Origin of the sequence: Sphingopyxis granuli (assembly GCF_001559015.1) — a bacterium.
GTDB classification, from domain to species: domain Bacteria; phylum Pseudomonadota; class Alphaproteobacteria; order Sphingomonadales; family Sphingomonadaceae; genus Sphingopyxis; species Sphingopyxis granuli.
This window is the reverse complement of record NZ_CP012199.1, coordinates 4,300,400-4,321,574: the sequence shown is the minus strand read 5'-3', so window position 1 is coordinate 4,321,574 and position 21,175 is coordinate 4,300,400. Positions and strand designations below refer to the sequence as shown.

Here is a 21,175-nt window from a genome sequence, read left to right as displayed (position 1 = left end):
GATTTCAGAACCACCGGTCTGGATCGAATCCAGACCGGTGGTCCTGTCTTTGGCCTCCTTATACCGGCGTCAGCACCAACGCCCCGTCGCCCTCGTCGACCTTGACCGTCTGACCTTCCCTGACCTCGCCCTTGAGGATGAGGTCGGCGAGCGGGTCCTGCAGATATTTCTGCACCGCGCGCTTGAGCGGGCGGGCGCCGTAGACGGGGTCGTAGCCGACACGACCGAGCCAGCTGCGCGCCGCGTCGGTGAGGTCGAGCGTCACCTTGCGGTCGGCGAGCAGTTTCTGCACGCGCGCGACCTGGATGTCGACGATGCCGCCCATATGCTGCTGGCCCAGGCGGTGGAACAGCACGATCTCGTCGAGCCGGTTCAGGAACTCGGGCCGGAAATGGGCGCGCACCACCTCCATCACCGCAGGCTCGGCTTGCTCGACCGGCGCGTCGTCGGGGAGTGCGGCGATCGCCTGGCTGCCGAGGTTCGAGGTCAGGATGATCAGCGTGTTGGTGAAGTCGACCGTGCGGCCCTGCCCATCGGTCAGCCGCCCGTCGTCGAGCACCTGGAGCAGGATGTTGAACACGTCGCCATGCGCCTTCTCGACCTCGTCGAACAGCACGACCTGATAGGGGCGGCGACGCACCGCTTCGGTGAGCACCCCGCCTTCCTCGTAACCGACATAGCCCGGCGGCGCGCCGATCAGTCGCGCGACGCTGTGCTTTTCCATGAATTCGGACATGTCGATGCGGACCATCGCATTGTCGTCGTCGAACAGGAAGCGCGCGAGCGCCTTGGTCAGCTCGGTCTTGCCGACACCCGTCGGGCCGAGGAACAGGAAGCTGCCGAGCGGCCGGTTCGGGTCCTGCAGCCCGGCGCGCGCGCGGCGAACCGCGGTCGAGACCGCGCGCACCGCCTCGTCCTGCCCGATCACGCGCTGGCCGAGATGCGCCTCCATGCCGAGCAGCTTCTCGCGCTCGCCCTCCAGCATCCGGTCGACCGGAATGCCGGTCCAGCGGCTGACCACCGCGGCGATGTCGTCGGCGGTGACCTCCTCGCGCAGCATCGCATTGCCCGCGACGGCCTGCGCCTCCTCGAGCTGCTTTTCGAGCGCGGGGATGGTGCCGTAGCTGAGTTCGCCCGCCTTGCCGAGGTCGCCCGCACGCTGCGCCTGGTCGAGCGCGACGCGCGCGGCGTCGAGCTGTTCCTTGATCTTCGCCTCGGCGTGGATCTTCTCCTTTTCGGCCTGCCACTTCTGGGTGAGTTCGGCCGACTGCTGTTCGAGGTTGGCGAGTTCGGCCTGCAGATTCGCAAGCCGGTCGCGCGACGCGTCGTCGCTTTCCTTGCCGAGCGCGGCTTCCTCGATCTTCATCTGGATGATGCGGCGGTCGAGCGTCTCGATCTCTTCGGGCTTCGATTCGACCTCCATGCGGATGCGGCTCGCGGCCTCGTCCATCAGGTCGATCGCCTTGTCGGGCAGGAAGCGGTCGGTGATATAGCGGTTCGACAGCGTCGCCGCGGCGACGATCGCGCCGTCGGTGATCCGCACGCCGTGGTGCAGCTCGTATTTCTCCTTGAGCCCGCGCAGGATGCTGATCGAATCCTCGACCGTCGGCTCGCCGACGAACACCGGCTGGAACCGCCGCTGGAGCGCGGGGTCCTTCTCGACATATTTGCGATATTCGTCGAGCGTCGTCGCGCCGATGCAGTGGAGCTCGCCGCGTGCGAGCGCGGGCTTGAGCAGGTTCGAGGCGTCCATCGCGCCCTCGCCCTTGCCGGCGCCGACCAGCGTGTGCATCTCGTCGATGAACAGGATGATCTCACCCTCGGCCGACTTGACCTCGTCGAGCACGCCCTTGAGGCGCTCCTCGAACTCGCCGCGATATTTGGCGCCCGCGATCAGCGCGCCCATGTCGAGCGCGAGCAGGCGGCGGTCCTTGAGGCTGTCGGGGACGTCGCCGTTGGCGATGCGCAGCGCGAGCCCTTCGGCGATCGCGGTTTTGCCGACGCCGGGTTCGCCGATGAGGACGGGGTTGTTCTTGGTGCGGCGCGCGAGAATCTGCACGGTGCGGCGGATTTCCTCGTCGCGGCCGATGACCGGGTCGAGCTTGCCCTCGCGCGCGACTTCGGTAAGGTCGCGGGCATATTTCTTGAGCGCTTCGAAGCTGTCCTCGGCGCCCGCGGTGTCGGCGGTGCGGCCGCGGCGCAGCTCGTTGATGACGGTGTTCAGCGCGTCGGCCTTCACGCCGGCGTCGGCGAAGGCCTTGCCGACCGGGGTCGTCGCGGCGAGCACCATGGCGAGCAGCAGCCGCTCGACGGTGACGAAGCCGTCGCCGGCCTTGGTGGCGACCTGTTCGGCCTGATCGAGCAGGCGCACCGCGTCATTGTCTAGCCCCGGCGTGGCCTGCGCGCCCGATCCCGACACGGCGGGCACCTTGGCGAGCAGGGCGTCGATGCCCTGCACGGCGCGCGCGGCGTCGCCGCCGGCGCGCTGGATCAGGCCGGCGGCCATGCCGTCCTTGTCCTCGAGCAGCGCCTTGGCGATGTGCTCGGGGCCGATCCGCTGGTGGTTCATGCGGATCGCGATCGTCTGCGCCGACTGGAGGAAACCCTTGGCGCGGTCGGTGAATTTTTCGAGGTTCATGTAAAGGATCCCCTTTCTTGCCGACAGAGATAGTGTTGCCGTTATGCAACACAAGAGCGCGTTTCGAGATTCGCGTGGAGAGGGGGAGGTGCGGCGAAAATCGGCCGGGAGGAGCGCAGGGTTGGGGAAGATACGCGCAGAGGCGCAGAGATCGCAGAGAGTTTGAATCGGGTTCACGCGGAGCCGCGGAGACGCGGAGAACTCGCGCTTGCCGCGAAGCGGCTTCTTCTCGCCCACCTTGTCGTCAGGCGCCGAGATCGGGAAAATATGGGGCCTGTCGGCCCTAACCATATCTCCGCGCCTCCGCGGCTCCGCGTGAACATGATCTCTGCGATCTCTGCGCCTCTGCGCGAATCGTTTCCGAAGCCCCCAGGCGACACAGCCGCTTGCCTTCGCACCGTTCGCCCGCCACACCATCGCGGCCGAAGACAGGAAGGATGGCGGACATGCTGCGACGGGCTGTGCTGGGATTGCTCCTGCTGCTGGCGGCCGCCGCGCTGGGGCTGGCCTTGTGGGAGCCGCTGACGGCGCAGGCGCCCGCCGCGCCTGCCTTCCGGCCGACCGACGTCCAGATCGCGCGCGACAAATTCGGGGTGCCGCACATCTTCGGCAAGACCGATGCCGACGTCGCCTATGGCGTCGCCTATGCCCATGCCGAGGATGATTTCTCGACCCGGCAGGAGGTGCTTGCGATGACCCGCGGGCGCGCCGGGGCGATGCTGGGCGAGGACGGGGCGAAGATCGATTATGTCGCCGAACTGCTCGGCGTGCGCGCGACGACCGCGCGCGACTGGCCGCGCCTGCCTGCGGACGTGCGGGCGCTGTTCACCGCCTATGCCGCCGGGCTCAATCATTATGCCGACAAGCATCCGGACGAAGTCCGCCTGTCGGGGCTGTTCCCCGTCACCGGCGAAGATGTCGTCGCAGGCTTCGTGCTGCGGTCGCCCTTCTTCTTCGGGCTCGATTCGACGATTGGCTCGCTCGCCGAGGGCACGCCGCTGGCGCGCGAGGGCGGGCCGGCGCTCGACCCCAAGGGGCAGCCGGTCGCGCGCGACCTGACCCCGGTCGGGCGCGATCCCGACGACAATGGCTCGAACGCGATGGCGGTCGCGCCGTCGCGCTCGACCGACGGCGCGACGCGGCTCGTCTCCAACTCGCACCAGCCGTGGACGGGCGGCGTCGCCTGGTACGAACTGGTCGTCCATTCGGGCGAGGGCTGGGATTTCGCCGGGGCGAATTTTCCGGGGTCGCCCTATCCTTTCCTCGGTCACAACAAGTATCTCGGCTGGACCAACACGGTGAACCGGCCCGACCTGATCGACGTCTACCAGCTGGCACTCGATGACAGCGGCGAGAATTACCGCTTCGACGGGAAGTGGGTGCCGCTGGAAACGAAGCGGGTCTGGCTGCGCGTCAAATATGGTCCCTTCGTGCTGCCGGTGCCGCGCACCGTCCATCGCTCGGTGCACGGGCCGGTGATCGTCGGTGCCAAGGGCGCCTTCGCCATCCGCTACGCCGGGATCGACCAGGCGAACATGGTCACGCAATATTACCGGCTGAACAAGGCGCGCGATTTCGCCGAGTGGCGCGCGGCAATGGCAGGGCAGGGCGTGCCGGCGACCAATTTCGTCTATGCCGATGCCAGGGGCAATATCGGCTTCTTCTATAATGCGATGTTCCCCGACCGGCCCGCCGGCTATAATTGGCGCGGCGTCCTGCCGGGCGACACATCGGCGAATTTGTGGACGAAGGCGCTGCCCTTCGACCGGGTGCCGGCGCTGGTCAATCCGCGCTCGGGCTATGTGATGAACGCGAACAACACGCCGTGGGTCGCGGCGGGGCCGGGCGACGAGCTCGACGCTGCGGCCTTTTCGCCCTTGCTGGGGATCGAGGACGATATGACCAACCGCGCGTCGCGGCTGATCGAGCTGTTCGAGGCGTCGGGGCCGATCGACGAGGCGCGGCTGAAGGCGATCAAATACGACACCAGCTATGCGAAGACCGGCTATGCCAAGGCGTGGATCGACCGGCTGCTCGCGCTCGACGTCAGCGGCGACCCGGCGCTGGCCGAGGCGCAGCGGCTGCTGCGCAAGTGGGACTGGAACCTCGACGGCAAGGGGCATGGCGATGCGCTGGCGCTGATGCTGCTGCGCCCCGCGGGCGGGCGCCATTACCAGCGACGCCCGCCGCCCGACCCGCTGACCGTGCTCAAGCAGACGGTCGTGCATCTACAGGACCATTTCGCGACGCTCGATCCGAAGCTGGGCACGGTGCTGCGGCTGCGGCACGGCGAGGGACCGCACCGTGTCGACCTGCCGCTCGACGGCGGCAACGACACGATCCGCGCCTCGACGCTGTGGGATGTGGAGCCCGACGGGCGGCTGAAAGTGCGCCACGGCGACAGCTTCATCCTGTTCGTGACGTGGGACCGCGACGGGCGGGTGCATTCGGAATCGATCCAGCCCTTCGGGGCCGCGACGACGCGGCCGGACAGTCCGCACTATAACGACCAGGCGCCGCTGTTCGTGGCGCACAGGTTGAAGCCGGTGCTGTTCGACCCGGCGGCGCTGCGCGCCAGCGGGGCGCGTTTCTATCGGCCTTGAAAGCCCCGCACGGCCGTCCTACACCATTGATACACTGCCGTTCGGCACGGCCGGTCCGCAGGCCGGCCGGTTTCTCCCCGTTCGAGAGGATGTCCATGCCGCGTCTTTCCCGTCTCGCCGCCGCCCTTGCCCTGTCGACCGCGCTGGTCGCCGCCGGTCCCGCGCTCGCCAAAAGCAAGGCGGCGCAGCCCGCGCCGGTCGCCGAACTGGTGAAGGCGGTCGACATTCCGTGGCAGGCTTTCACGCTCGACAACGGCCTGCGCGTGATCGTGCACGAGGATCGCAAGGCGCCGGTGGTCGCGGTGTCGGTGTGGTATCGCGTCGGGTCGAAGCATGAGCCGAAGGGCAAGACGGGCTTCGCGCACCTGTTCGAGCATCTGATGTTCAACGGATCGGAGAATGCGCCCGGCGATTTCTTCGAGCCGCTGCAACAGGTCGGCGCGACCGATTTCAACGGCACCACCAGCATGGACCGCACCAATTATTTCGAGACGGTGCCGACCGGCGCGCTCGACCGCGCGCTGTTCCTCGAAAGCGACCGCATGGGGCATCTGCTCGGCGCGGTGACGCAGGACAAACTCGACAATCAGCGCGGCGTCGTCCAGAACGAGAAGCGGCAGGGCGACAACAATCCCTTCGGCCTGCTGCGCTACGAGATTTTCGAGAATCTCTTTCCCACCGGCCATCCCTATCATCACAGCACCATCGGCTCGATGGCCGACCTCGATTCGGCGTCGCTCGACGATGTGAAGCGCTGGTTCACCGACCATTACGGACCGAACAACGCGGTGCTCGTGCTCGCGGGCGACATCGATGTCGCGACCGCGAAGGCGAAGGTGACCGAATGGTTCGGCGACATTGCGCAGGGCCCCGCGGTGACCGCGCCACCGGTGTCGGTGCCGACGCTGCCCGCGCCGCTCGCCAGGGAGGTCCGTGACCTGATCCCGACGACGCGCCTCTATCGCATGTGGGCGATCCCCGGTCTCAACGATCCCGAGGCGGTGCCGCTGCAGATGGCGGCGACCGTGCTCGGCGGGCTTTCCTCTTCGCGGCTCGACAATGCGATGGTCCGCAAGGACCCGGTCGCGGTGGCGGTCGCCGCCTATGCGCAAACCTTTGAGGATGCGGGCATATTGATTGTCCAGGCGGACGTGAAGGAAGGCGTCGATCCGGCGCTGGTCGGCCAGAAACTCGACGCAGAGATCGCCAGATTCCTCGAAACCGGGCCGACCGCCGACGAACTGCAACGCGCGGCGGCGAGCTATCTGGGCGGCACGATCGCCGGGCTCGAATCGGTCGGCGGCTTCGGCGGCAAGGCGGTGACGCTGGCCGAGGGCGCGCTCTATTCGAACGATCCGGATCATTACCGGACCGAGCTCGACCGGCTTGCGAAGACGACCCCCGAGCAGGCGGCGGCGGTGGCGCGCAAATGGATGGCGCGACCGGCCTTCTCGCTCACCTACACGCCCGGCGAGCGCACCGAGGGCGGCGAGAACCGCGGCGGCGCGGTGACGGCGGGCAAAGCCGCGGCGGCCGTCGCGCCCGACCGCTACTGGAACGCGGCGCTCGGCGACGTCGGGCCCGATACGGGTGCGGCGGGGGCGACGGCGATCGCCGACCGGTCGCAGCTGCCGGCGGTGAGCGGGCTCACCGCGCTCGACTTCCCGGCAATCGAGCGCACGACGCTGCGCAACGGGATCGAGGTCGTCTTCGCGCGGCGGACCGCGGTGCCGACGGTGCAGGTCGCGGTCAGCTTCGACGCCGGCTATGCCGCCGACCCGCACGATGCGCTTGGCACCCAGTCGCTGATGCTCAGCCTGATGGACGAGGGGACGACCAGCCTCGATTCGATTGCCTTCGCCGAGGCGAAGGAGCGGCTCGGCGCGCAGATCGACGGGACCGCCAACGCCGACGAGACGATTTTCAGCCTGTTCGCGCTCAAGCCCAACCTCAGCGCCTCGCTTGGCCTGCTCGCCGACTATATCCGCCACCCGGCCTTCGACGCGCAGGAACTGGAGCGGGTGCGCGCGCAGCAGCTCAACCGCCTGAAGGCCGAGCTCAACAACCCGAACGCGATCGCCTCGCGCGTGCTGCGGCCGGCGCTTTATGGCGCCGACCATCCCTATGGTATCCCGCCCTCGGGCCTCGGGAATGCCAAGGCGGTCGCGGCGGCGACGCGCGACCAGCTCGTCGCCTTCCATTCGGCGTGGATCCGCCCCGACAACGCCCGCATCTTCGTCGTCGGCGATACCACGCTCGCCGAAGTGCGGCGGCAGCTCGACGCGACGCTCGGCCAGTGGAAGCCGCCCGCGGCGCCGAAGGGCGAGAAGCATTTCGACATCGCCATCCCCGCGCCGCAGCCGCGCATCCTGCTGGTCGACCGGCCCAAATCGCCGCAATCGGTCATCATGGCGGGCAAGGTGCTCGCCGCAAAGGGCTCCGACAGCCTCGAGGTGCTGCGCGCCGCGAACGACATTTTCGGCGGCGACTTCCTGTCGCGCTTCAACATGAACCTGCGCGAGACCAAGGGCTGGTCCTATGGCGTGCGTTCGGCGGTCTCGGCCGACAAGGACCGGCTGACCTGGGTCGTGGTCGCGCCGGTGCAGACCGACCGCACCGGCGATTCGATCCGCGAGTTCCGCAGCGACCTCCAGACCTTCCTCGGCGACAAGGGGGTGACGGCGGCGGAGCTGGAGCGGACGGTCAACGGCAGCGTCCGCGAATTGCCCGGCAGCTTCGAGACGTCGGGCGACGTGCTCGGCGGGCTGCGCTCGATCGTCAAGTTCGATCGCCCCGACAATTATTACGAGACGATCGCCGCGAAATACGAGGCGATGTCCATGCCCGCCGTCGACGCCGTGGCGCGCGAGGCGCTGAGCGTCGACGATCTCGTCTATGTCGTCGTCGGCGACGCCTCGATCGTGAAACCACAGCTTGACGGACTGGGTTTGAACGTCGAAACAGTGGCTCCAGCTAATTGACATTAGTTTCAGTAGGAGGGTTTCGATGTCTCAAGTCGACGGCAGCTATGATTGCGTGACCAAGTCGCCGATGGGCGACCAGAAGTCGGTCTTCACCGTGAAGAGCGAGGGCGACAGCTTCACCGGCCAGAACGCCGGCACGATGGGATCGCTCGACGTCGAGAACGGCAAGGTCGACGGCAACAAGCTGAACTGGACGATGAACATGAAGGTGCCGATGCCGATGACGCTCGAATGCGAAGCGACCATCGACGGCGACACGCTGACCGGCACGATCAAGGCCGGTCCCTTCGGTTCGATGGCGATGACTGGCACCCGCCAGGCCTGACCGTCCGGTCCGGACCATATTTCCGGCGAAGGGGCCGTCCCGGGCGACCGGGGCGGCCCTTTGCTTATGGGGCCGTCCAGTCTTTCGCCGGCCGGCACGTGGATAGGGGCTATCCAAAGCGGCGGCATGTGCATACATTGTTGCAATGCACAAAATGACAGAGCCTTCGCCGCGGTTGAGCCTCCCCGGCGATCGTGAAATGGTGATCATGATGGCGATGGTTATGGCGCTGAACGCGCTCGCCATCGATTCGATGCTGCCCGCGCTGCCCGCGATCGGCCGCGGGCTGGAGGTCGCGGTGGCGAACCACCGCCAATATGTGATCTCGGTCTATCTGCTCGGCATCGGGATCGGTTCGCTCGTCTATGGCCCGCTCGCCGACCGCTTCGGGCGCAAGGGGGTGCTGGTGCCGGCGCTGGTCGGCTATGTGATCCTGTCGATCGGCTGCGGGCTCGCGATGAGCTTTCCGATGCTGCTCGCGCTGCGTTTCGGGCATGGGCTGGTCAGCGCTGCGCTGGGCGTGATCGTCGTCGCGGTGATCCGCGATCTCTTTTCGGGCGATGCGATGGCGAAGCGCCTGTCGCTGATCTTCCTCGTCTTCATGGTCGTGCCGATCATCGCCCCGACGATGGGCGCGGGGGTCGAGGCGGTCGCCGGCTGGCGTGCGATCTTCATCGTCCTCGCGGTGATGGGGGTGGTGATGATCCTCTGGCTGCGCCGGCTGCCCGAAACGCTCGCTCACGCCGACGTGCGCCCGCTCGACTGGCGCACGATGGTTGCGGGCTGGGCGACGGTGACGCGGCACCGCCGCGCCGCGGGCTACATGATCGCCTCGGGCATGATGCAGGCCGCGCTCTATGGCTATCTCAATAGTAGCGAGCAGATCATCGCCGACGTCTTCGACGCGCGAAGCCTGTTTCCGTTGGTCTTCGCCTGCGTCGCCATCGGCATCGCGGCGGCGAATTTCTCGAACGCGGCGATCGTCGAGCGCTTCGGTGCACGGCGCGTGTCGCAAAGCGCCGTCTTCGCCTTCATGGCGACGTCGATCGCACAGATCCTCGTCGCGCTGAGCGGCGGCGAGACGCTGTGGATGTTCACGGTTCTGATGATGATCAACGTCGGTCTGATCGGGTTCATCGGCAGCAATTTCGGTTCGATCGCGATGGAGGATTTCGGCCATATGGCGGGCGTCGCCTCCTCCTATCAGAGCTTTGCGAAGACGCTGCTCGCCGCGGGGGCGGGGGCGCTGATCGGGCAATTGTACGACGGGACGACGCTGCCGCTCGCCTATGCCTTCTGCGCCTGCGCCGTCATCGGCCTGGCGCTGGTCCTGTGGGCCGAGCGCGGCAAGCTGTTCACCCGGCCGGGAACCGCGGCCAAAACCCCCTTCTGACGCGCCGGACGGTGGCGGCCCGCGCAGCAGAGAGGCCGCGCAAGAGAAAGGGGGCGCGAGGCCCCCTTTCGTCTTTCGAGTTCCGATCGCCGGCTCAGGGGATCGGGGGCACCGGCTGCGGCGGTGCGTCGGGATCGTCTTCGTGCACGTCGATGATCCCGCGGCCGACATAGCTGCGCGAGCGGCTGTACAGGAAATAGACGACGAGACCGACCGCCGCCCAGATCAGGAACAGCGTGATGCTCTTGTGATCGAGGTTGAAGAACAGATAGATGCAGCCGAGGACCGCGATCGGCGCCGTGACGAAGATCATCGGCGTCTTGAACGGCCGGTGCCGGGTCGGATCGGTGCGGCGGATCGTCATCACCGCGATCGACACGGCGGCGAAAGCGAACAGCGTGCCCGAGTTGGAGATGTTGGCGAGTTGTCCGACCGGGAAGAAGGCGGCGAACAGCGCCACGGCAATGCCCGTGATGATCGTGATGACATGCGGGGTGTGGAACTTCGGGTGAATCCGCGAGAAGGCCTGCGGCAGCAGCCCGTCGCGGCTCATCACGAAGAAGATGCGCGTCTGGCCGAACATCATCATCAGGATGACCGACGGCAGGGCAAGCCCGGCGGCGAGGCCGATCAGGTTGCCGACCTGCGGCCAGCCGATTTCACGCATCGTCCAGGCCAGCGCCTCCTTCGAACAGACGACCGCCTGGTCGCCGATCGCGCCGCATGCCGACGCCAGCGCGCGGCTTCCGGGTTCGAGCGCGTGACCGGTGGCGGCGTCGATGCCGACCGGCTGTGCGCCGACGGTGCCGATGACGCCCGCGGCGACAAGCAGGTAGAAGACGGTGCAGATGGCGAGGCTGCCGATCAGGCCGATCGGCATGTTGCGTTGCGGGTTCTTCGTCTCTTCCGCCGCGGTCGACACGGCGTCGAACCCGACATAGGCGAAGAAGATGGAGGCGGCGGCGGCGCCGATCCCCCCGATGCCGAGCGGTGCGAAGGGTTCGAAATTCTCCATGTTCATCACCGGCACCGCGAGCGCGATGAACAGCGTCAGCGCCGCCACCTTGATGACGACGAGGATCGCGTTGACGGTCGCGGATTCGCGCGTGCCGATCACCAGCAGCCAGGTGACCAGCCCCGCGATGGCCATCGCCGGCAGGTTGATCATCCCGCCGTCGAACGGCCCGAGCACCCATGTGGAGGGTATGTCGATCCCCAGCGCATTCTCCGCCAGCCCGACGACATAGCCTGACCAGCCGACCGAGACCGCGCCCGCGGCCACCGCATATTCGAGGATCAGTGCCCAGCCGACCATCCAGGCGATCAGCTCGCCCATCACCGCGTAGCTATAGGTATAGGCCGATCCCGAAACCGGCACCATCGCCGCCATTTCGGCATAGCAGAGCGCGGCAAAGGCGCAGACGAAGCCGGCGATGACGAAGCTGATCATCATGCCGGGCCCGGCTTTTTGCGCCGCCTCGGCGGTCAGCACGAAAATGCCGGTGCCGATCACCGCGCCGATCCCCAGCATGGTGAGCTGGAAGGCGCCGAGCGAACGGTGCAACGATTTCTTTTCCGCCGTCGCCAATATGGCGTCCAGCGGTTTGACACGACCAAATACCATGCGAGTGTCCCCTTGTCGGGCGGCAAGGGCCGCCGCCCGTCTCCTGGCGGCGCAGACTAACCGCTCCGCCGGTCAGCGCAACATAATTTCATGGGGAATGGCTTAACTTCGCTTCCATCGCTCCGCCGTGAATTTGGCGGCTCCGGGCGCGGTTCGGTGGCCGGCCTGTCCTATCGCACCGTGAAGCGCACGCGGTCGATCGTCCGCCCGCCGGGATCGGTGAGGGTCAATATATGACTGCCGGGGCGCGGCACGATCTGCTGTCCCGCGTCGGCGTCGCCGAGCACTTGCTTGTCGAGAATCAGGCGGAAACCCGTGACCTCGCCGCTGACCACGACCGCGAGTTGCTGGCGGCCCGCCGGGATGTCGGGGTCGAGCGCATAGACGCTGCCGCTGACCGGGCTGGTGATGCGCTGGCGGCGCGCGGCGGCGGGGGCGGCCGCCATCTCGGCCTGCGCGGTGCCGCGCAGGAAATATTCGCGGCGCGGCGGCTCGCGCGTGCCGGGCAGGTTGACGCGGCGCGCCTCGACGCCTTCGGGTATCCCCGGCGGCCTGCCGGGGCGGCCGGCGTGGAGCGCGAGCATCACGTCACGCCACACCGGCGCCGCGCCCGAGGTGCCCGACACCGCGCGCATCGAATCCCCCTCCAGATTGCCGACCCAGACCGCGACCGTGTAGCGATCCGAAAAGCCGACGCACCAGTTATCGCGCATCCCCTTCGATGTCCCCGTCTTCGCCGCGGCCCAGAAGGGCAGGCGCAGCGCGCTGTCGGCACCGAAGGCGTCGGCGCGCGCCGTGGCGTCGGCCATGATGTCGGCGACGATGAAGGCGGCGCCGGGATCGACGATCCGGCGTTCCTCCCCCTTTGCCGCGCCCTTCACGAAACGGATCGGCGACCAGCGGCCCCGGTTGGCGAGGGTGCGGAAGGCGTTCGCCTGTTCGACGAGGCTGACCTCGGCCGACCCGAGCGCGAGGCTGAAGCCGTAATAGTCGCCGTCCTCGACCAGTCCATGATAGCCGAGCGCCCACAGCCGGTCGCGGAACTGCTGGACGTCGTCGATGACGAGCGCGCGCACCGCGGGGACGTTGAGTGACGCGGCGAGTGCGTGGCGCACGCTGACCGGCCCCTTGAAGCTGCGGTCGTAATTCTTGGGGACATAGAGGCCCGAGGCGGTGTCGAGCTGCACCGGGCTGTCGTCGAGAATCGAGGCGGCGGTGAGCCAGCCCTTTTCGATCACTTGCGCATAGAGGTGCGGCTTGAGCGTCGAGCCTGCCTGCCGCTGGGCGTTGGCGCCGTCGACCGCGGCGGCGGTCGATTTCAGCCCGACCCCGCCGACATAGGCGAGCACGTCGCCGGTGGCGTTGTCGAGGACGACCACCGCGCCGTCGCGCACCCGATCGGCACCGAGCCCGGCGAGCTGGCGGCGCATCGCGACGATCGCTGCGCCCTGGATGCGGCGGTCGATCGTCGTCGTCACGCGCTTGCCCGGCGCGTCGAGCAGGCGCACGGCGAGGTGCGGCGCGAGGGCGGGGTCGAAGCGCGCGGCGCGCTCGCCCGACACCAGAGTCGCGGCGGCGGCGCGCAGCGGGGCGCAGTCGTCGTCACGCGCGAGGCGACAGGCGCGCCGCCCGAGCACCCCGGCATCGGCCGCCGGATTGGGGAGCAGCGCTGCGAACAGCACGGCGTCGGTGCGCGTCATCTGTGCCGGGGGCTTGCCGAACAGGCTGCGCGCGCCGGCGCCGACCCCCTGCACCTCGCCGCGCAGCGGCACGAGGTTGAAATAGGCCTCGAGCATCTGTTCGCGGGTCCAATGCGATGCGAGCGCCTGCCCGGCGCGCATCTGGCGAAGCTTCGCGCGCCAGCCGCGCTGCCCCGGCTGTGCGAGTTCGGGCGCGAGGAAGGCGGCGAGCTGCATCGGCAGCGTCGAGGCACCGCGCGATCGGCCGCCGCCCCAGCGCGCGCGGGCCGCGCTCGCCATCGCGAGCCAGTCGACGCCGCCGTGCGACCAGAAGCGTTTGTCCTCTGCCGCGACCACCGTATCGCGCAGCGCGGAATTGATCGCCGCCAGCGGCACCCACGCCGTCCGCCGCCGTTCGAAATCGACGCGCTTGCTGTCGAGAAGGCGGCCGTCGCGGTCGTAGAGCCACGCCTCGCTGGGCTTCCAGCCGGCGCGCACCGTTTCGTAATCGGGCATCGCGGGCGGGCGGGTGAGAAGGTGCGCGATCGTGACGAGAACGAGCATGGCAAGTGCGGTCCACAGCAAGGCGTTGCGCCAGCGGCGTTTGCGGGGGACGTGTTCAGTCATCGTCGGACTGCGAACTTGCGATGCGCGCCATCATCACGGCGATGGAAAGATGCGCTTCAGCTCCATCACTCCGCCGCCACCGTCAGCGGTGCGTTCGGCCACTGGCCGCGGATCGCGGGCGAATACATCGCCTCGACCCGCGTCGCGGGCAGGGTGAAGCGGCCCGATCCGTTGAGCCGCACGACATATTCGACCGCGTGCTTGCCCGCGGGCATCCAGCCGAAATAGCCGCGCCAGCTGTCGCGCCCGCGCTCGACATAGCTTGGCTGCCAGCCCGACCCGCTGGCCTGATCGGCAAGCATTTCGGACTGGCCGCCGAGATTGCCGACGATCGTCGCGCCGGGCGGGATCGGATCGTTGACGATCACCCATGTCCGGCCCGCGGCCGCGGTGATCTCGATCCGCACCTTGACGACGTCGCCGCGCGTCAGCCGGTCCTTGTTCGCCGCCTTGACGATGTGCATCGACCGCTTGATGCGATAGCCGGCGTTGAGCGGTTCCTTGAGCGGCACTGCCGCCCGGACGCGGACGGTCGCCCATGGCGCTCCGCTGCCCTGGTGGGCGAGCGTCATCGGCGCGGCGGCGAGCGGAAGGCGCAGCGGCGCGGCGTCGGCGGGCAGCGGCCAGCCTTGCGACGCGCTGGCGCCCGCGAGGCCGACGGTGGTGGTGCCGGTGATCGCGCTCGCCGGATAGAGATCGGCGAAGCGGCGCACCGTCACTGCGCCCCAGGCGTTGGCGGGAGTGGTGTCCCAATGGCCCTTGCGCTGGCGCTGCGCGACGCCGACCATCAGCCGGCCCGCGTCGTCTTCCCAGCCCTTGCGGCCGAGCACGGCTTCGAGCGTCTTGATCGCCATCTCGTCGCCGCTCGTCATCATCCACCATGGCGCCTTCGCGTCGTCGACGAGGTCGAGACGCATGCCTTCGTAGACGAGCCGCTTGCGCAGTTCGGCCTCGGCGGCGGTGCGCAGCGCGGCCGCGCCCCGGACGCCCGGCGTCCGCTCGATCGCGACGAGCCAGTCGGCGAGCGTGCCGGTCGCCATGTCGGCGGGCGCCATGTCGATCGCGGCCACCAGCGCGGGGCTGGCCGCATTATTGCGCGCGAGCGCCGCCAGCGCGGCAACGCGCACCGGCCGGATGTCGTAGGGACCATATCCCTTCCGGGTCAGCCGTCCCTCGACGACCGCCTGCAGCGCCTTGACCATCTTTGTCTTCGATGCCTCGGGGATCGCGAAGCCGTTCGCTGCGGTAATCGCGAGGACATAGGCGGTCAGCTCGGGCGAGCCTTCCAGCCGGCTGCTCGGCCAATAGCGCAGCAGGCCGTCGTCATCGAGATAGGTCGGCATCGCGCCCGCGAGCGCTTGCCAGCGGCCGAGGTCGCCGAGCGCGACCGCGCGCGAAGTCGATTGCTCGAAACAGTCGTAGGGGTAGATCGCCATATAGTCGCGCACCCCGGCAAGCGGCGGCGCGAGCGTGCCCGCCAGCGCGATGTCGACGGTGCCGCCGGGCAGAGCCCCCGCCGGAATGGCGATCGGCAATGACGTGTCCGACCCGACGCGCAACAGGCTGGCGGCCCATGTCTCGACCGGCACGGCGGGTTCGACCTGCTGCGCGAAAACCAGCCGGTCGCGTTGCCGGCCGTTCTTCGACACCGCCTCGATCGTCCATTCAAGCGGTCCCGATTCGGCGGGGGCGGTCATCGACCAGCTGATCGGCACCGCGCCGCCCGCCGGGATGGTGACGGTCAGCGACTGGCCGGTCGCCACCGCGGGCGACAGCGTCGGGGTCGCAACGACCTCCATCGGTCGGTCGGTGCCGTTGCGCAGCGTGAAGCGCGCGTCATAGGTGTCGCCGGCGCGCACCAGCTCGGGAAGCCCGGCAAAGACCGCGAGGTCCTGCACGGTGCGCACGCTCGTTTCGCCGGTGCCGAAATATTGCGCGCCGTCGGTGGCGATCGCGACGAGGCGGAAGCCCGACAGATTGTCGGACATGGGCACCTCGACCGTCGCACGGCCCTTTGCGTCGAGCGGGACATGCCCCTTCCACAGCAGGACGGGACGGAAATCCTCGCGCGTCAGGCCGCTGAGGTCGCCGCCGCCGCCTCCGCCGGGGGCGAGTGTTTTGCGGCCATAGTGGCGTTTGCCGACCACCTGCATCTGCGCGGTCGAGGTCAGCACGTCGAGCGTGCGGTCGCCCATCATCGCGTCGAGCAGCGCCCAGCTGTCGTTCGGCGCGAGCTGGAGCAGCGCCTCGTCGACCGCGGCGAAGGCGACGTCGGCGCCCGCGGCGGGCTTGCCGTTCGGGGTCCTGACCTCGATCGCCACCTTCGCGGTTTCGCGCACCGCATATTTGTCCTTGTCGGCCTTCACCTTGACGCCGAGCCGGTGGCCTTCCCAGCCGACCTTGATCCGCGCGATGCCCATGCGATAGGCGGGCTTGGCGAGATCGACGAGCGCGGTCGGCGGCGCGCCCTCGCTGTTTTCGATGCGGAAGCCGACCGCGCGCTTCATCTTGCGGAACCAGCTTTCGCCGCCGGTCACGCGCCCGCGCACCGCCATCACCGAGACATAGACGTCGGGGGCATAGGTCGCGGGCAGCTTGACCTTCACCACCGGGTCGGTGCCCTTCAGCGGCGTGACGAAGCTCGACAGCACGCCCTCGCGCTCGACGGTGACCAGCGCCGTCGCCTCGCGGAAGGGCATGCGGACCTGGAAGGTCGCGGTGTCGCCCGCGGCGTAGCGCGGCTGTTCGGCGATCACGTCCATGCGGTCGCCATTATCGCCGCCGAACCACCAGTCGTCGTCGCCCGCGAGCCAGACCGAGCGAACCGCGCGCGCTTCGTTGCCGTCGGCGTCGGTCGTCGTCGCGACCACCGTGACCTCGCCCGAGACGCCGGGCGCCATCGCGCAGCTCGCGCGGCCGAGACTGTCGGTCGTCGCGCTGCACGCGGCATCGAGCTTCGTCGTGCGCATCTGGTTGTCATAGGCGTAGAAACCGCCGATCAGCCGCCGCCGCGCGGTGATGATCTCGCGATTGTAGAGGGTCACCGCGACGCGCTGGCCGCCGATCGGCTTGCCGTCCAGATCGAGCGCGATGAATTTCAGGCGCAGGTCGTTGTCGCGCATCAGCCAGCCGTCGGTCTTGACCCCCAGCCGCACCGCCGACGGATAGAGGGTGATGCGCCGGCTGCTGGTCAGCGTCTCGCCGTTCGCATCCTGATAATCCATCTCGACCGCCATCTGGGTCGGCCGGACGATCGGCTGGTCGACGACCACGCTCGTCGACGCGGTACCGTCGGCGCCGAGGGTGATCGGCACCGACCGCGCGAGCGGCATGTCGGCTTCGGGTTCCTCGCCGCTGTCGTCGAGTTGGACCACCCCTTCGCGGACCGGCTGGCCGTCGAAGTCCCAGTCGCGATAATCCTCGGGCGGCGACCAGCGCGGGGTGAAGGCGGTGCGCACCTCGACGGGCAGGTTCCCGGCGGGACCGCCCGACAGATAGCCGACGAACAGCGCCAGCGGCACCGCGGTCGGGCGGACGAGCGCCGATTTGGGCCCGGTGACCGTCGCCTTCATCGTCGGCAGGCGATATTCGTCGACGCGGATCGACGCGTCGCTCCAGATCGTCTTGTCCTCGCCATCCTTGTCCTTGGTGACGAAGACGAGGTCGTAGTCGCCCATCGGCGCCGAGGCGGGAACGTTCCATATCGTGTCGCCGCTGCCGCTCGCGTCGATGGCGAAGGGCATTTCGAACTCGGTGTCGGAGCCGCGATGGACGAGGCGGAGCCGGCCCGCCATCGGCTGCGGAACCGCGAAGCCCGTGCCCACGGGGCGGCGCAGGATATGCTTCATGTTGACCGTCTCGCCCGCCTTGACGAGCGCGCGGTCGAACAGGGTGTGGAGGATGTCGCCGCGTTCGGACCAGCCATAGGGCAGGTCGAAGTCATAGGGGCGGATGCCGCTGCCCCAGTCGGTGAGGGTGAAGCTGAAATCGTCGCCCGCGCGCGCGGTGACCATCAGCGCATGGCCTTCGCTGTTCGACGGGTCGGCGTCCGTGTCGCAGCTCGACCAGGTTTCGGGCTGCGGCAGGCCTTTCGGGAAGGCGAGGCGGCCCGCCTTGTCGGCGGTGCCGCGTGCGAGCAGGCGGCCGGTGCAGCTGTCGCTGACGCGAATTTCCGCACCCGCGACGGGCAGGCCGGTGTCGAGCGCCGTCACCCAGGCGAGCGAGCTTTCGCGGCCCCATTTGAAATGCACCGCCATGTTGGTGACGAGCGCGGCGGTCGCGACATAGCGCGTCGCCTTGCGCCCGAGCAGCGCGGCGCCGAGTTCGGGGCTCGCGATCTCGACGACGTGAAAGCCCTTTTCGGTCAGGGGGATGCCGACGACCTCGAAGTCCTTGCCGCCGCCGGGGGGCGACAGCGTCAGGTCGCGGCGCTCGCCGCCCGCCGGCGCGCCGTCGAACACCGATGTCGTGCCGGTGTAATTGACGGTAACCTCTTCGCCGCGCGCGTTCTTTTCCTCGCGATAGTCGGTGTCGTCGGCGTCGTCGACGCGCTTCAGCCAGCGCGCGACCGCCGCATCGTCGTCGCCGACCTTCAGCGCGGTCGCCGGTATCCTGAGGTTCGCCTGGACGAGCGACGATTCGACCCCGCGCACCGTGACGGGCAGCACGCCGCCCTCCTTCGCCTCCAATATGCCGAAGCTCGCGGCGAACTTGACCAGCGGCGGGGCGCGGTCGATGTGGAATTTCAGCGGGAAGTTCGACGCGTTGGCGAGCTTGCGGCCGCTCTGGTCGACGACGTCGGCGGGCAGGGTCAGCGTCGCGTCGACATTCTGCGGCAGCGGCCCGGCGAAGCGGACCTGGGTCAGCCACCGATCATTGGCATCGTCGGCGTCGGCTTTCGCGGTCAGGCGCTTGCCATCGGCGGTGGCGAGCGTCGCGGCGAGTGCGGTCTCGCGCGCCACCGGCGAGGCGAACTTGACCACGACGTCCTTGATCGGGTTGCAGCCCGCCTGCGGATTGACGCGGCTGCACGCCATCTTGGCGGTGAAGGCCGGGCGCACATTATAGTCGAAGCGCTGGTCGCGACCGGCGGTACGGCCGGGGACGCCGGCCTGCTGGATGCGGGCATCCCAGACGAGCGCCATCTCGCGGCCCGGCGGCAGCGGCCGGCGGCACTTGACCGGCACGATGCGATCGAGCGCGGCGTCACGATCGGCGCCGGCCGCGGGCAGGCGCAGCGGCAGGCCGGCGTCATAGGCGAAGGACTGGCGCGACCAGTCGCCGTCGCCGAGCCCGGTCAGAATCCGCTCTGCGGTATCGCGCGGCAGCACGTCGACCGGAATCTTCTCTCCGATCCCGTCGACCGCGCAATAGGCGAAGCGGCCGACCGAAGCGCGGTCGGCGGCGACGTTGGTGGCGACGAGGAAGAGCTGATCCTCCTCGATCCCGTCATAGGTCCCCCCGGCGAGCACGGCGCGCGCCGACGGACCGCCGGTGTCGATCGCGAAGCGGCCGTTGCCGACGACCGAAACGCCGCGCGCGGTGGCGAGGTCGGAGCGCAGTTCGACGTGGCAACGCTTGCCGCCGGGCAGCGGCGCGTCGAATTCGAGCACCCACGTCCGCGTATCGACCCAGCGTCCGGTGCCGGGTACCTTGCAGTCATGGGTGGCGGGCGCCTTCGCGCGCGGATCGCCGAGCGGCACCATGTCTTCGGAGAAACGCAGTGTGAAGCGGCTGATCGCGCCGTCACCGCCGCTGGCGCTGCCCGGCGTCGCGAGCGTGACCTGCGGCACCGTGTCGCCGCCCGCCGCCGCGAGCGCGAGACCGAGCGGAACCAGCAGGGCCAGCCGCATCTTTCCGGCCAAGCGTGCGCCCAGCCCCTGCCATCGCTGCATCATCGCCTCAACTCTCCTGCGCCGGCTGGCGTATCTATCCTGCTGGAAACAGGGGCAGGAGTCCACCCGCTGCCGCGCAGCGCACAGGATCCGCCACGCACGGCGTCATCGCTGTGATCGCGATCATTGCGAGGCGGTGGGGGTGCTGTCCTGGAGCGTGATGACATCGAATGGAGATGACATCGAATGGAATCGTCATTGCGAGCGGCGAAGCCGCGCGGCAATCCAGAGCAGGCATAAACCGCTCTGGATTGCTTCGCTCCGCTCGCAATGACGAAGGGGGTCAATCCAAAATCATCAGAGTTTAGAGCATTGAGCCTTAAATCTGCCGGATAAGGGTCGTTGCAGGTTTATGGCACGCCGCGCTATGGCCTGTGGAGATTCAGTTTTTCCGCAAAACAAAACCAGGTTCTCCCGCGAAGGCGGGAGCCCAGAGTGGAGGAAATCAGGGTTTGCGTCCCACCGCACTGGGTCCCCGCCTTCGCGGGGACACGCCCCTATGCGTCCGCAAGCGCCCGAATCCCCACAGGCCCTAGCGGACGAGCATCGGGCCGAGCCCATGTCCGCCGAACAGGTGGACGTGCAGGTGCGGCACCTCCTGCCCGCTGTCGGGACCGACATTGGCGAGCAGGCGATAGCCGGGTTCGACGAGGCCGAGGTCGCGCGCGATCTTTCCCACCGCGCGAACGAAGCCCGCGATTTCGGCGTCGCTCGCGCGCGCCGAGAAATCGTCCCAGCTGACATAGGCGCCCTTGGGAATCACCAGGATATGCGTCGGAGCCTGCGGGTTGATGTCGTGAAAGGCGAGTGCATGCTCGTCCTCGTAGACGGTCTTCGCGGGCAGTTCGCCGCGCAGGATGCGGGCGAAGATGTTACCGTCGTCGTAGGGCAGCGTCGCGTCGATCGCCATGTCGGGGGCTCCTATGATTGTCGGGCGGCTTTTTCGGCGTGGCCCGAGACGCCGTCGCGCCGGTCGAGCTCGGCGGCGATCGCATCCCAGCCGAGGCCCCGCTCGGCGAGCAGAACCGTCAGGTGAAAGACGAGGTCGGTCGCCTCTCCGGCCAGCGCCGTCCGGTCTTCGGCCAGCGCCGCGATGACGGTCTCGACCGCCTCTTCCCCCAGCTTTTGCGCGATCTTCGCCGGACCTTTGGCGGCGAGGCTGGCGACATAGGAGGAGGCGGCGGTTCCCGAATCGAGCCGCTCGCGCACGGTCGCCTCCAGACGCGACAGCGCGGCGCCGATCGGCGGCGTGTCGGGTGTCAGGCTTGTCGTTCCGCTGCTCATGATGCGACCGTTAGCGGCGCCGTCGCGACACAGCAAGGCGGCCCGGCGGGCGATGGGAAGCAGGTGTCGCATTTCTGCCACAGCTGCCACTTTTTTTCCGGCGAAACGGATAGTCAATTCGCGT

General features: G+C 68.5%; 10 protein-coding genes. 4 read left to right on the top strand and 6 right to left on the bottom strand.

Annotated features, from left to right (window positions below):
* Positions 1 to 58: 58 nt before the first annotated feature.
* On the bottom strand, positions 59 to 2,638 hold the full coding sequence (clpB, locus tag SGRAN_RS19795) for an ATP-dependent chaperone ClpB (RefSeq protein WP_067107283.1): 2,580 nt from the start codon (positions 2,636 to 2,638) through the stop codon (positions 59 to 61).
* Between the two features lie 446 nt (positions 2,639 to 3,084).
* Between clpB and SGRAN_RS19790 the strand changes: the two genes are divergently transcribed.
* From SGRAN_RS19790 to SGRAN_RS19775, 4 genes are all read left to right on the top strand, one after another.
* A complete protein-coding gene (locus SGRAN_RS19790; protein ID WP_210434177.1) occupies positions 3,085 to 5,241 on the top strand; it encodes an acylase in 2,157 nt (718 codons plus the stop codon).
* 95 nt (positions 5,242 to 5,336) lie between these two features.
* Positions 5,337 to 8,222 (top strand): M16 family metallopeptidase, encoded by a 2,886-nt coding sequence (locus SGRAN_RS19785; RefSeq protein ID WP_067107284.1) that lies wholly within the window; start codon positions 5,337 to 5,339, stop codon positions 8,220 to 8,222.
* Between the two features lie 25 nt (positions 8,223 to 8,247).
* On the top strand, positions 8,248 to 8,550 hold the full coding sequence (locus SGRAN_RS19780; protein WP_067107285.1) for a hypothetical protein: 303 nt from the start codon (positions 8,248 to 8,250) through the stop codon (positions 8,548 to 8,550).
* A 208-nt stretch (positions 8,551 to 8,758) separates the two neighbouring features.
* Entirely contained in the window at positions 8,759 to 9,943 is a 1,185-nt protein-coding gene (locus tag SGRAN_RS19775; RefSeq protein ID WP_234002514.1) for a multidrug effflux MFS transporter, read from the top strand.
* Between the two features lie 94 nt (positions 9,944 to 10,037).
* On the opposite strand, the gene SGRAN_RS19770 is transcribed toward SGRAN_RS19775, so the two are convergent.
* The 5 genes from SGRAN_RS19770 to SGRAN_RS19750 form a co-directional block, all read right to left on the bottom strand.
* Positions 10,038 to 11,567: an amino acid permease gene (locus SGRAN_RS19770; RefSeq protein WP_067107288.1), complete on the bottom strand. Its 1,530-nt coding sequence runs from the start codon at positions 11,565 to 11,567 to the stop codon at positions 10,038 to 10,040.
* Positions 11,568 to 11,737: 170 nt separating this feature from the next.
* Positions 11,738 to 13,873: a penicillin-binding protein 1C gene (gene pbpC, locus SGRAN_RS19765; protein ID WP_067107290.1), complete on the bottom strand. Its 2,136-nt coding sequence runs from the start codon at positions 13,871 to 13,873 to the stop codon at positions 11,738 to 11,740.
* 65 nt (positions 13,874 to 13,938) lie between these two features.
* The gene (locus SGRAN_RS19760; protein WP_082737374.1) at positions 13,939 to 19,770 is read right to left on the bottom strand and encodes an alpha-2-macroglobulin family protein; all 5,832 of its coding nucleotides are present in this window, start codon (positions 19,768 to 19,770) and stop codon (positions 13,939 to 13,941) included.
* Positions 19,771 to 20,299: 529 nt separating this feature from the next.
* On the bottom strand, positions 20,300 to 20,677 hold the full coding sequence (locus SGRAN_RS19755) for a histidine triad nucleotide-binding protein (RefSeq protein ID WP_067107293.1): 378 nt from the start codon (positions 20,675 to 20,677) through the stop codon (positions 20,300 to 20,302).
* Positions 20,678 to 20,688: 11 nt separating this feature from the next.
* Positions 20,689 to 21,051, bottom strand: a complete 363-nt coding sequence (locus tag SGRAN_RS19750; RefSeq protein WP_067107332.1) for a phosphoribosyl-ATP diphosphatase — start codon at positions 21,049 to 21,051, stop codon at positions 20,689 to 20,691.
* Positions 21,052 to 21,175: the final 124 nt, after the last annotated feature.